At 70.9% G+C, this 11,750-nt stretch carries 10 protein-coding genes; 3 read left to right on the top strand and 7 right to left on the bottom strand.

Annotation, left to right across the window (positions count from 1 at the left end):
• From ABZT49_RS17160 to tesB, 4 genes are all read right to left on the bottom strand, one after another.
• On the bottom strand, window positions 1-1,780 hold a 1,780-nt coding region (locus tag ABZT49_RS17160), incomplete at its 3' end, for a DNA translocase FtsK 4TM domain-containing protein (RefSeq protein ID WP_355287405.1).
• Between the two features lie 589 nt (window positions 1,781-2,369).
• Window positions 2,370-3,872 carry an ammonium transporter gene (locus ABZT49_RS17155; protein ID WP_355287403.1) on the bottom strand — a complete coding sequence of 501 codons (1,503 nt, stop codon included), beginning with the start codon at window positions 3,870-3,872 and terminating at the stop codon, window positions 2,370-2,372.
• Between the two features lie 87 nt (window positions 3,873-3,959).
• Window positions 3,960-4,298 (bottom strand): P-II family nitrogen regulator, encoded by a 339-nt coding sequence (locus tag ABZT49_RS17150; protein ID WP_048450383.1) that lies wholly within the window; start codon window positions 4,296-4,298, stop codon window positions 3,960-3,962.
• Window positions 4,299-4,553: 255 nt separating this feature from the next.
• Window positions 4,554-5,447, bottom strand: a complete 894-nt coding sequence (gene tesB / locus ABZT49_RS17145) for an acyl-CoA thioesterase II (RefSeq protein WP_355287401.1) — start codon at window positions 5,445-5,447, stop codon at window positions 4,554-4,556.
• A gap of 127 nt (window positions 5,448-5,574) precedes the next feature.
• On the opposite strand from tesB, the gene ABZT49_RS17140 reads away from it, so the two are divergent.
• On the top strand, window positions 5,575-6,843 hold the full coding sequence (locus ABZT49_RS17140) for an FAD-dependent monooxygenase (protein WP_355287399.1): 1,269 nt from the start codon (window positions 5,575-5,577) through the stop codon (window positions 6,841-6,843).
• Window positions 6,844-6,918: 75 nt separating this feature from the next.
• On the opposite strand, the gene ABZT49_RS17135 is transcribed toward ABZT49_RS17140, so the two are convergent.
• Complete coding sequence (locus tag ABZT49_RS17135) at window positions 6,919-7,710, bottom strand: IclR family transcriptional regulator (RefSeq protein ID WP_355287397.1); 792 nt, start codon at window positions 7,708-7,710, stop codon at window positions 6,919-6,921.
• 148 nt (window positions 7,711-7,858) lie between these two features.
• Here ABZT49_RS17135 and ABZT49_RS17130 point away from each other — a divergent pair, with 148 nt between their 5' ends.
• A complete protein-coding gene (locus tag ABZT49_RS17130; protein WP_355287395.1) occupies window positions 7,859-8,881 on the top strand; it encodes a TRAP transporter substrate-binding protein in 1,023 nt (340 codons plus the stop codon).
• Window positions 8,882-8,952: 71 nt separating this feature from the next.
• Window positions 8,953-9,642, top strand: coding sequence for a hypothetical protein (locus tag ABZT49_RS17125; protein ID WP_355287394.1), 690 nt, complete (start codon window positions 8,953-8,955; stop codon window positions 9,640-9,642).
• 84 nt (window positions 9,643-9,726) lie between these two features.
• Here ABZT49_RS17125 and ABZT49_RS17120 read toward each other — a convergent pair whose 3' ends face one another.
• Both ABZT49_RS17120 and ABZT49_RS17115 read right to left on the bottom strand, forming a co-directional pair.
• Window positions 9,727-10,359 carry a response regulator transcription factor gene (locus tag ABZT49_RS17120; protein WP_355287392.1) on the bottom strand — a complete coding sequence of 211 codons (633 nt, stop codon included), beginning with the start codon at window positions 10,357-10,359 and terminating at the stop codon, window positions 9,727-9,729.
• On the bottom strand, window positions 10,356-11,750 hold a 1,395-nt coding region (locus ABZT49_RS17115), incomplete at its 5' end, for an ATP-binding protein (RefSeq protein ID WP_355287390.1). The genes ABZT49_RS17115 and ABZT49_RS17120, both read right to left, overlap by 4 nt.

Here is an 11,750-nt window from a genome sequence, read left to right as displayed (position 1 = left end):
AGCGCTCCTCCATCTCGCGCACCGCCCATTTGAGGGCGATGACCGCCTTCTTCGGGTCGGTGACGACGGGGGAGAGCAGGTGCGGGATGCCGTCATAGACCGACAATTCCAGCATCTTGGGATCGACCATGATCAGGCGGCACTCCTCCGGGGTCATCCGGTAGAGCAGCGACAGGATCATGGTGTTGATGGCGACCGACTTGCCCGAGCCGGTGGTGCCGGCGACGAGCAGGTGGGGCATGCGGGCGAGGTCGGCGATGATCGCCTCGCCGCCGATATTTTTCCCTAAGCAGAGCGCGAGCTTCTGCTTGGTCTCGGCGAAGGCCGGAGAGGCCAGGAGCTCGCGCAGGTACACCGTCTCGCGCTTGGCGTTGGGCAACTCGATGCCGATGGCGTTGCGGCCCTGCACGACGGCGACGCGGGCGGAGATGGCGGACATCGAGCGGGCGATGTCGTCGGCGAGCGAGATGACGCGGCTCGACTTGGTGCCCGGCGCCGGCTCCAACTCGTAGAGCGTGACGACGGGACCGGGGCGCACGGCCAGGATCTCGCCGCGCACCCCGAAATCCTCCAGCGTCGATTCGAGCAGGGTGGCGTTCTGCTCCAGGGCGTCGGTCGAGACGGCGGCGCTCGGGGCCGGGTGGCGCGGCTCGGCGAGCAGCGTCAGCGCGGGCATCTCGTAGGAATCCGGTGCGGCCGGCGCGGGAGCCGGCGCGCGGCGGGTCTGGATCGGCGGGGGAGGGGGCGCGACGCGGCCGCGCGGCGCCTCCGCCTCGTCCTCGTCCGCGGAGTCGTCCTCGAAGACCGGCTCGGCCCGGCGCGAACCCGCCTCGACCCGGCGCGGGGGAGCCTCCGCGAAGACCGGCTCGCGGCGGCCGGCCTTCGACGGACGCTCCGCAGCCCGCTCGGCCGCGGGCTCGTCCCAGGCCTCGTCCTCGCCGGGCTCGGCGAAGGCGCGGCGGGCGGCCAGAGCCGGCGAGTTGCCCGCGTAGGGGTCGGCGGCACCGTGACGCCAGGAGCCGTCGCGGATCGCGTCGATCTTCTGCGCCACGGCGCTCCTCGCGCTGATCGCCAGGTGGGCGAGTGCCCCGAGAGAGGCGAGGCCGAGCCCGGGCGACTCGTCGTCATGGGCCGGGCCCGCGCCGCGACGGGTCTGCCGCTCGTCGTAGCGGCTCACCACCGGGGCGTAGGACTCGGCCTCGTCGTCGCCCTCCTCGTCCTCGATCAGGCCGAAGCCGCAGGCGCCGGTCAGGCTGACCACCGCGACCGCCGCGTAGAGGAAGCCCGCGAAGGCGCCGGCCGGACCGGCGATCGCCTTGGCGGCGCCGAGCAGCGCGTCGCCCGCGACCCCGCCGAGGCCGGTCGGCAGCGGCCAGCGCGCGGTCGGCGGCAGCGCGCTCGCCATGCCGCTCGCCGCGCCGAAACCGATGATCCAGAGCACCAGCCGCAATTGCAGCCGCGCCAGCCGGTGGGTGCGAAGCAACCGCATGCCCCACACCGCCGGCGGCAGCGCGAAGGCGAGCGCGCCGAGGCCCAGGAGCTGCATGCCGAGATCCGACACCACCGCACCGCCGAAGCCGAGGAGGTTGCGGGCGGAGCGCGAGGTGGCGTGGTTGAGGCTCGGGTCGTCGATCGACCAGGTCGCCAGGGCCACGGTGAAGCACGCCGCCCCGACGAGCAGGGCGAGGCCGGTGACTTCTGTGGCCCGCCGCGTCAGGAACGCGCGGAACGTGTCGATGAGGCCATCGTAGGGCGAGGCCGAGCGACGAAGCGAACGCATGCGGGGCTGGACCGGGTACGCGGAACTGGACTGTGAGGATGGGGCGATGCGGTTAATGGTGGTTTAAGGCTAACTGCGTCTTGCGGCATTGCGGGGAAGCGGCGGGACGGTGCCGGATCTGCTAAGGATTTTCGGTGGATGGCGGGTTCGGCCCGCCTGCTCTGCGCGAGGCATCGATGTCCTCTCCTGTCCTGCCCCGTGCCGACTTATCCGGTCCTGTCTTGCCCGATCCCGACACCGCGCATGCGGCCCGGACCTTCCTGCGCCACATTGCCAGGCGCTATCCGGTGAAGGAGACCGTGCCTCGCCGGCGGGCTTGAAGACCTCCATCGTCATTCCGGGGCCGCGCAGCGGAGCCCGGAATCCAGAACCACGGATCATTCAGGATAGGGCGGACAGCGTTCCGCCTCCGTCTGAAACTCTTGCGGTTCTGGATCCCGGGCTCCGCTGCGCGGCCCCGGGATGACCCTGTGAGGTGGAAATCGCAGGGATGGTCTCGAAACACGAAAAAGCCCCGGCGCAACCGCACCGGGGCCCTTCCACATTCTCCGATGAGCGCCGGGACGTCTCCGCCCCGGCCCCCCAAGTCTCAGTAGTTGTAAGCCCGCTCGCCGTGATCGGCGAGATCGAGGCCCTCGCGCTCCTCGTCCGTCGTCACGCGCAGGCCGACCACCACGTCGACGATCTTGTAGAGGATCGCCGAGCCGACTCCCGACCAGATGATGGTGAAGCCGACCGCCTTGGCCTGGGACAGGAAGGCCGGGCCGAACTCGTAGGCCGCTGCCACCAGCTCGCCGGGCTTCGTCGCGTAGTCGGGGGCGCCGACGCCGCCCAAAGCCGGGTTGACCAGGATGCCGGTGGCGAGCGCGCCCAGGATGCCGCCGACGCAGTGCACGCCGAAGACGTCGAGGGAGTCGTCGTAGCCGAGCGCGTTCTTGACGGTCGAGCACATCACGAAGCAGACGGCGCCGGCGACGAGGCCGAGCACGATCGAGCCCATCGGGCCGGCGAAGCCGCAGGCCGGGGTGACGGCGACGAGGCCGGCGACCGCGCCCGAGAGCATGCCGAGCAGCGAGGGCTTGCCCTTGGCGGCCCACTCGACGAGGAGCCAGGACAGGCCGGCCGCCGCGGTGGCCACGAAGGTGTTGATCATCGCGAGCGCCGCCGAGCCGTTGGCCTCGAGGTTGGAGCCGGCGTTGAAGCCGAACCAGCCGACCCAGAGCAGCGAGGCGCCGATCATCGTCATGGTGAGCGAGTGCGGGGCGAGCAGGTCGCGGCCGTAGCCGATGCGCTTGCCGATCATCAGGCAGCCGACGATGCCGGCGATGCCCGCGTTGATGTGCACCACGGTGCCGCCGGCGAAGTCGAGGGCGCCCCACTTGAACAGCAGGCCGGCATCGGCGTTGACGGCGTCGAGCGCGTCCTGGGCCGCCTTCTTCGAGGCCTCGTCGGTGGCCGCGGCGAGCGCCTTGGCGGCGTTGCCGACCGCGTCGGGGCCGCCCCAGTACCAGACCATGTGCGCCATCGGGAAGTAGATGAAGATCAGCCACAGCAGGCAGAACAGCATCAGGGCCGAGAACTTCATGCGCTCGGCGAAGGCGCCGACGATCAGCGCCGGGGTGATCATCGCGAACGTCATCTGGAAGCAGATGTAGACGTATTCGGGGATGACGACGCCGTTCGAGAAGGTCGCCACGACCGAGTTGGCGTCGACGCCGCGCAGGAACGCCTTCGAGAAGCCGCCCACGAAGTCGTTGAGGCCGCCACCGTTGGTGAAGGCGAGGCTGTAGCCGAAGAACACCCAGACGATGCAGGCGAGGCTGACGATGGCGAAGACCTGGGTCAGCAGCGACAGCATGTTCTTGGTGCGGACCAGGCCGCCGTAGAACAGCGCCAGCCCGGGGATCGACATCATCAGCACCAGCGCCGACGAGATCAGCATCCAGGCGGTATCGCCCTTGTTGGGCACCGGCGCCGCCGCCGCGGCCGGAGCGGCCTCGACGGTCGGCGTCTGCGCCAGGGACGGCTCCACCAGGACCAGCGCCAGCGCGGCGCCTCCCAGGCCGAGAGCCAGGACGTTGCGAAGCTTCATGGAAGAGGAACTCCCGATGGACTCGAAGGCAGTGACGGGAAGGAAGGGCGGCGGGGCGCCGAAAAAGGCCCCGCGCGGGTGGCGCCGTCAGAGGGCGTCGACGTCGGTCTCGCCGGTGCGGATGCGCACGGCCTTCTCGAGCGGCATCACGAAGATCTTGCCGTCGCCGATCTGGCCGGTGCGGGCGGCGGCCGCGATGGTGTCGACGACGTTCGAGACGAGGTCGACCGCCACCGCCACCTCGATCTTGAGCTTGGGCAGGAAGCTGACGGCGTACTCGGCCCCGCGATAGATCTCGGTATGCCCCTTCTGCCGGCCGTAGCCCTTCACTTCGGTCACGGTCAGGCCGTGCACGCCGATGCTGGTGAGGGCGTCGCGGACCTCCTCCAGCTTGAACGGCTTGATGATGGCCATGACGATCTTCATGGGACGAGCCCCCTTTCGATTTCGGCGACCCCGCGCCGGCTTTGAGCTGGCATGAGGCGTGATCCGGCACCGCGGCGAACCCGTGGGCCCCGGTACCGGTCTCGAAAGGCATCTATCAAGGAACGTGCCACGGCGCGGCAGCGAACCTACGGACAAGCTGCCCGGTTCCTGGGCCGATTGCGGATAATGAAGCCGCTCATGGCGGCAATACCGGTGAAAAAATCGCCATCTGCCCAAATGGAGGGCAGGGAGGGCTCAGGCCTCGGGCTCGGGCACCACACGCTTCTCGCGGATCATGCCCTCTTGCGCGACCGAGGCCACGAGGGTGCCGTCGCGGGTGAAGATCAGACCGCGGGAGACGCCGCAGCCGCCGGACGCGCTCGGGCTGTCCTGGGCGTAGAGCAGCCACTCGTCGGCCCGGAACGGCCGGTGGAACCACAGGGCGTGGTCGAGGCTCGCCGGCTGGATCTCGCTCTCGAACACCGTGCGGCCGTGCGGGATGAGCGAGGTGTCGAGCAGCGTCATGTCGGAGGCGTAGGCCAGCACCGCCTGGTGGATCGCCGGATCGTCCGGCAGGGGCGAGGTCGCCCGGATCCAGACGTGGAAGCGCGGCGGCCCGGGCGTGCGGGAGGCGTAGCGCTCGATCTCGACCGGGCGCAGCTCGATCGGCCGCTCGCTCTGGAAATAGGTCCGGACCGGCTCGGGCATCCGCGGCAGCACCTTATCTTGAAGCATCTTGGCCTTGAGCAAACCCTCGCCGGGCAGGTCCTCCGGCATCGGCACCGCCGGCATCTCGGCCTGGTGGTCGAAGCCCGGTTCCTCGACGTGGTAGGAGGCCGACATCGAGAAGATCGGCCGGCCGTGCTGGATCGCCACCACCCGGCGGGTGGTGAAGCTGCGGCCGTCGCGGATGCGATCGACCTCGTAGACGATCGGCACCTTCGGGTCGCCGCCGAGCAGGAAATAGGCGTGGAGCGAGTGCGGCCGGCGCTCCGGCGGCACGGTGCGGGTCGCCGCGACCAGGGCCTGGCCGATCACCTGGCCGCCATAGACCCGCTGCCAGCGGTCCTTGGGCGAGCGGCCCCGGAAGAGGTTCTCCTCCAGCTTTTCCAGGTCGAGGATGTCGAGGAGGTCGGCGACCGCGCGCACGGGACGGATTCCGGATCGAGGGAGGGGCGCGTAGCTGACGCAGGCCGGGGCGCGCCGTCAAGCGACGCGAGACGCGCCGCTTGTGCTATGAGCCGTGCCGACCAGACGAGCAGCGGGCGATCGCGAGATGGCGCAGGGTGACGGCGTGAGCGGACGACGGGGAGCGGCGCGGGAGATCGTCGTCGCGGGCGGCGGGCTGCCGGGGCTGGCGCTGGCTCTCGCCCTGCGGCAGGCTCTGGGAGAAGCGGTGCAGGTCACGGTCTGCGACCCGGCCTTCGGCCGGCCGGACGCCCCGCGGGACCTGCGCGCCTACGCGGTCGCGGCCGCCGCCCGGCGGATGCTGGAGCGCCTTGGCGTGTGGGACGCGGTGAGCGCGAGTGCCCAGCCGATCCGCGAGATGGTCGTCACCGACAGCCGCCTCGCCGACCCGGTGCGGCCGACCTTCCTGACCTTCGAGGGCGAGGTGGCTCAAGGAGAGCCCTTCGCCCACATGATCGAGGGCGGCGGCCTGCTCACGGCGTTGCGCGATGCCGCGGCGGCGGCGGGTGTGGTGCTGGAGGCAAGCCCCGTCCTCTCGGCCGTGCCGGAGGCGGACCGGATCGCCGCGCGCCTGCCGGACGGGCGTCGGATCCGCGCCAACCTCGTCGTGGCGGCGGACGGCGCCCGCTCGCGCCTGCGCGAGGCCGCCGGCATCGGCTGGGTCGGCTGGTCCTATCCCCAGTCGGGCATCGTCGCGACCGTGGCGCACGAGCGCGACCACGAGGGCCGGGCGATCGAGCACTTTTTGCCGTCGGGCCCTTTCGCGGTGCTGCCGCTGCCCCCCGGCGGGCCGCTGGGCCACCGCTCCTCGATCGTCTGGACCGAGCGGCAATCCGAGGTGCCGGCCCTCCTCGGCGGCGGGCCCGAGGAGGCGCTGATCGAGGTCGAGCGCCGCTTCGGCCTCGCCCTCGGCCGCATCGCGCTCGAATCCCCCTTGCGGGCCTATCCGCTCTCCTTCGGCATCGCCCGGCGCTTCGGCGCGAAGCGCCTGATGCTTTTGGGGGATGCCGCCCACGTCATCCACCCGATCGCCGGCCAGGGCCTGAACCTGGGGCTGCGCAGCGCCGCCGCCCTGGCGGAGGCGCTGGCCGACACGATGCGCCTCGGCCTCGATCCGGGCGGGCCGGAGGCGCTGGAGACCTACGAGCGCAGCCGGCGCTTCGACACGCTGGCGATGGGGGCGGCCACCGACGGCCTCAACCGGCTGTTCTCGAACGATGCGCTGCCGGTCCGCCTTGCCCGCGACCTCGGCCTCGGCCTCGTCGACCGGCTGCCGGGGTTGAAGCGGCTGTTCATCCGCGAGGCGGCGGGATTGCGGGGGCGCCAGCCGCGGTTGATGCGGGGGGAGGCGTTGTAGGCGGGAGCGGCTGTCCGCTCGCTCAGGTGACGACCATCGCGGTTTCCGCTCCGGGGCTCGCGATCACGGGGCGCGTCAAGCCATGTTGCCCCACGTGCCGCCCGCGTTCGTCTTGAGCAGCGGCGACGCGCTCCCGATGAGCGCGAGTTCGTTTGCCATCCTGAGCAGGCTGGGGCCGACGCCGAGCATGCGCTCCTCCGTGAAGCGGGAGGACGGGCCGGCGACGATCAGGGCGCCGGCCGCGGGCTCGCCCTTGCGCCGGACGACCGCGGCCATCGAGCTCATTCCGGGAGCGTACACGTCCCTGATCATGCTGAAGCCCCGCTTCCGATGCTCGTGCAGCATCGCCAGGAGGGCGTCCACGGTGACCGGCGCGTTCGGCCCGTAGCTCGCAGGATCGCCCAGGCCCTGATGCACCACGGCCTCGGTCGCCTGCTGGTCGCTCAGGGTCGCGAGCCAGGCATGGCCCGCCGCGCTGCAGGAGAGCGTCAGGTCGATGCCCATGTCGGGATCGTAGAGCAGCCCGACCTTCGACCCCACCGCCTTCGCGACCAGGGTCAGCCTGTTCCCGTCGAGGATGGCGAGGCGGACGAGTTCCTCCGTCTCCCTCGCCAATCGGTTCATGACCGGCTGCGCGATGTCGATGATGCCGGACTTGCTCAGGAAGCTCATTCCCATCGAGGAGAGCTTCGTGGTCAGCGCGTACTCGCCGCGCTGCACGAGCCGCACGTAACCGTACTTCATCAGCTCGTTCAGCGTGCGATGGCACCCGCTCCGGATCTGGTTGAGGTCGGTCGCGATCGACACGAGCGGTGCGCCGTGCGGGCGGGTGGACAGGTATTCCAGGATGGCGAGCGCCTTCTCCATCGATCCGCTCATCCCGGCGTCCCGTTTTTCACGCTATCTTTCAAATTTTGAAAGATAGTCAAAAAACGTTGCGGCGTCGATCCGTGGCGATACGACAGGAGTGCTCAGATCGCGGGCAGCGACGGCTCGACATGGGAGGAGGACGACGATGGGGACGACCCTCATTCGGCGCAGGCAGGCGCTGGCCATGATCGCGGCCGCGCCGCTGGTCGCCGCACCGTTCGTCCGCCGCGCCGCCGCGGCCGAGTTCAGCCTCAAGATCGCGCACCCGTTGGCCGCGGCGCATCCGACGAACACCCGTCTCCTGGAGGCCGCCGACAGGATCCAGAAGGACACCGACGGACGGGTCGAGCTGCGCATCTTCCCGAACGGCCAGCTCGGCGGCGAGGCGGACACGCTCAGCCAGCTCCGGTCGGGCGCCGTCGAGGGCTACGTCATCGGCGGCCTCGTCGTGTCGACGGTCGTGCCCGCGGCGGCCCTGGACGGAACCGGCTTCGCCTTCGCCGACGCGTCGAAGGTCTGGCCGGCCATGGACGGCAAGCTCGGCGCCTACATCCGGGACGCTTTCGCGAAGAGCAACCTGTATGCCGCCCGCACGTCATGGGATCTCGGCTTCCGGGAGATCACCACATCGGTGAAGCCGATCAGGACGGTGGCCGATCTGAGCGGGTTGAAGATCCGCGTCCCCAGCGCGGCGGCCTATACCAGCCTGTTCAGGGCGCTGGACGCGGCGCCGACCAGCGTGCAGTTCACCGACGTCTACCCCGCCTTGCAGACCCGGATCGTCGATGCCCAGGAAAACCCTCTCAGCCTGATCGTGACCTCGCGCTTCCACGAGGTTCAGAAATTCTGCTCGTTGAGCAACCACATCTGGCAGGGCAACTGGGTCCTGTTCAACGGCCGGGTCTGGAAGGGAATCCCGGAAAAGCTTCAGGACATCGTCGAGAACCGGTTGAACCAGGCGGGACGGGCGCAGCGCGCCGATCTCGCCGGCCTGGAGCAGAGCTATCGCGACACGATGATCAAGAGCGGAATCGCGTTCAACGATGTCGATGCCGACTCGTTCAGGGCGAAGCTGAGATCGTCCGGCTACTACACGGAGGTTCGCCGCAAGTTCGGCGATCAGGCCTTTCAGATCCTGGAGGAGGCAGCGGGGGCGTCCTTCGGGTGAGCCGTGATCCTGGCGCTCGGCGACCGCTTGCCGCGCTGCCACCCGATATCCCGCGAAGATGAGAGGCAAGCATGTCTTTACTGGGCCGAGCCGCCGTCGCGATGTGGTGGAGCATCAAGCCGGAGAGGCGCGCCGAGTTCGGCGACTGGCATTCTCACGAGCACTTTCCAGAGCGGCTGAGCATTCCCGGCTTCCTGCGCGGGTCGCGCTGGACGAGCACGCTCGAGGCTGATGACTTCTTCGTGCTCTACGAGCTCGACGCGTACGAGACACTCACTTCGACGGGATACCTGGACCGGCTCAACGCGCCCACACCCTGGTCGACGACGATGATGCCCCATCATCTCGGCATGGTGCGCAGCCAGTGCCGCGTCGAGGCGAGTTTCGGTGGCGGCGTGGCGACCTCGCTCGCCACGGTGCGGCTGTCGCCCGGTCGTGAGGACCGGTCGGCGTTGCGGGACCGGATCGTCGGCACGCTCGCGGAGCTGGCTGCCAGGCCGGGCCTGACCGGCGCGCATCTGCTGGTGACGGACACGCCCCGGACCAGCGCGCCGACGCGGGAGCAGGAAATCCGCGGCTCCGACGGCACGGCCGACTGGGTCGTGCTCCTCTCGGGCTACGATCCGGAGATCGTGCAGGCCCGCGTGCGGCAGCACTTTTCGACGGATGCCCTTCCGGGCCTGCGCGAGGACGGCGCGATCGTCATCGGGCAGCACAGGTTGTCGTTCTGCATGACGCCCGCGGATCTCGGCAAGCCGTAGATCGCGGTGCGTGCCCGACCAAGCTTCCCCGCTCACGTCGCGAAGCGCCGGTGAGGGTTCGGGCTTCGCACGGCGGCGATCGTCTCACCGCAGATCCGCCACGTGCCGCACGGCGAAATGCGTCAGCTCGGTCAGCGTCGCCACCCCGAGCCGCTGCCGCAGGGCCGCACAGGCATTCGTCACCGTCTTGTAGCTGACCGACAGATCCTCGGCGATCGCCGCGTAGCCCCGGCCCTCCGCCAGCAGGGCCAGGATGCGGCGCTCGCGCAGGCTCAAGGTCCCGAGCAGCGAGCGGCGCGGATCGGCCTGGAGCAGGGCGACCTCGGTGGCGAGGCGCCCGTCGAGATAGGGCCGCCCGGCCCGGACCTGCTCGTAGGCCCGCACCAGGTCGCCAGCCGGCGCGTCCTTGAGGACGTAGCCGACGGCGCCGGCGGCCAGCGCCCGGGCGACGATCGCCGGGTCGGCGTGCATGCTGAACACCAGCACCCGGGTGGCGGGGGCGCGCTTGCGCACCCGGCCGATCAGTGCGAGGCCGGCGAGATCCCGGCCGGGAAAGGTGAGGTCGATCACCGCCACCTCGGGCCGGTGGCGCAGGATGGCGCGGTAGCCCTCCGGCAGGCCGGCGGCGCCGCGCACCTCGGCGCCCGCATCCTCCAGCAGGCGCCGGGCGCCCTGGAGCACGATCGGGTGATCGTCAACGACGACGACGCGGGTCACGGGGTCTCCTCCTCGGGCGTCCCGGTTGGGAGCACGATCCGCAGCGACGTGCCCGGCTCGCGCGGCACCAGGGCGAGCCGGCCGCCCAGGCCCTCGACCCGCTCGCGCATCCCGGCCAATCCCCGTCCCTCGCCTCGCCCCTCGCCCCGATCCCGGGTCAGGCCGGTCCCGTCGTCGTCGACGGCGAGGTGCAGGCTGCCCTCCCGCTCGGCGACCTCCACCGTCACCCGTGACGCTCCGGCATGGCGGAGCGCGTTGGTCAGGCCCTCCTGCACGCAGCGATAAACGGTGAGGTCGACGAGGTCGCCGTAGCCGGTTTTCAAGCCCGTGACATGCCCCTCGACCGCGGTCTCGGGATGGTGCCGGGCGGCCTCGCGCACCAGGAGTTCGAGGCAGCGGCTCAGAGGCACCTGGCCGAGGCCGGCCGGGCGCAGGCGGTTGAGCAAGGCCCGGTTGATGGTCTGCACCCGCGTGACGATCGCCGCGATGTCGTCGGTGCGCTGGGTCAGGCGGGTGCGGGCGGGCTCGTCGAGGGTCGCGGCGATGCGGGCGATCGAGGAGGAATTGGCCTCCAGCCCGAACAGGCACGGTCCGAACTCGTCGTGGAGCTCGAGCGCCGTGCGCCGGCGCTCGTCCTCCTCGGCGGTGAGGAGGCGCCGGGTGAGCCGGAGGTTGGCGGCTCGCGCGCTGCCCAGCGCCTCGGCGAGGCGGTTGAACCGGGTCGCGATCACCGCGAGTTCGCGGGTGTCGGGCCGGTCGACGCGGGCGTCGTAATCCTGCTGCTCCAGCCGGGTCAGCCCGGCGGCGAGCTGGGCCAGCGGGCTCAGGATCCGCCCGAAGGCGAGGAAGAGGATCGCCAGCATGGCGAGGCTCAAGGACAGGCCGGTGAGGCCGAGCGCCAGGGCGTAGCCCCAGACCTCGTCGATCTCGTCCGAGGGCTCGGCGGTGACGAGGGCGGTGCCGATGCGCTCACCCCGCAGGACCAGCGGCACCTCGTGGCGTTGCGCCGGCGGCGCGATCACCTGAGCGAACCAGCGGGGCGCCCGCCGCGTGCCCTCCCGCGGCGTCCCGGCCTCGGCCGGCCGGTTGGCGGCGTCGATGAGCGTCACCCGGACGTGGCGCAGGCCCTGGAAGCGGAGCGAGAGGGTGCGGAACAGGCCGGACAGGGGCGCGTCCTGCAGCGCCTGCAGGGTCTCGGCCACCAGCGGCTCGACCACGGCGAGCGAGGCCGCGGTCTCGACCTCGGTGGCGGTGCGCGCCTTGTGGATGATGACCGCGCCCGAGATCGCCGCCGCCACGAGGTTGATGAGGACGACGACCACCATCAGCCGCGCCCGCATCGGGCGGCCGGACCAGAGCGCGGGCAGGAGCCGCCGCGGGGGGGCGGGGGA

Source organism: Methylobacterium sp. EM32, assembly GCF_040593685.1.
GTDB lineage: Bacteria > Pseudomonadota > Alphaproteobacteria > Rhizobiales > Beijerinckiaceae > Methylobacterium.
The sequence above is the reverse complement of the archived record's forward strand: the minus strand, read 5'-3'. Positions and strand labels throughout refer to the sequence as shown.

Coding starts and splice junctions, on each gene's coding strand:
- ABZT49_RS17155 (WP_355287403.1), bottom strand. CDS start 3,872: ATGAAGCTTCGCAACGTCCTGGCTCTCGGCCTGGGAGGCGCCGCGCTG.
- ABZT49_RS17150 (WP_048450383.1), bottom strand. CDS start 4,298: ATGAAGATCGTCATGGCCATCATCAAGCCGTTCAAGCTGGAGGAGGTC.
- ABZT49_RS17140 (WP_355287399.1), top strand. CDS start 5,575: ATGGCGCAGGGTGACGGCGTGAGCGGACGACGGGGAGCGGCGCGGGAG.
- ABZT49_RS17135 (WP_355287397.1), bottom strand. CDS start 7,710: ATGGAGAAGGCGCTCGCCATCCTGGAATACCTGTCCACCCGCCCGCAC.
- ABZT49_RS17130 (WP_355287395.1), top strand. CDS start 7,859: ATGGGGACGACCCTCATTCGGCGCAGGCAGGCGCTGGCCATGATCGCG.
- ABZT49_RS17125 (WP_355287394.1), top strand. CDS start 8,953: ATGTCTTTACTGGGCCGAGCCGCCGTCGCGATGTGGTGGAGCATCAAG.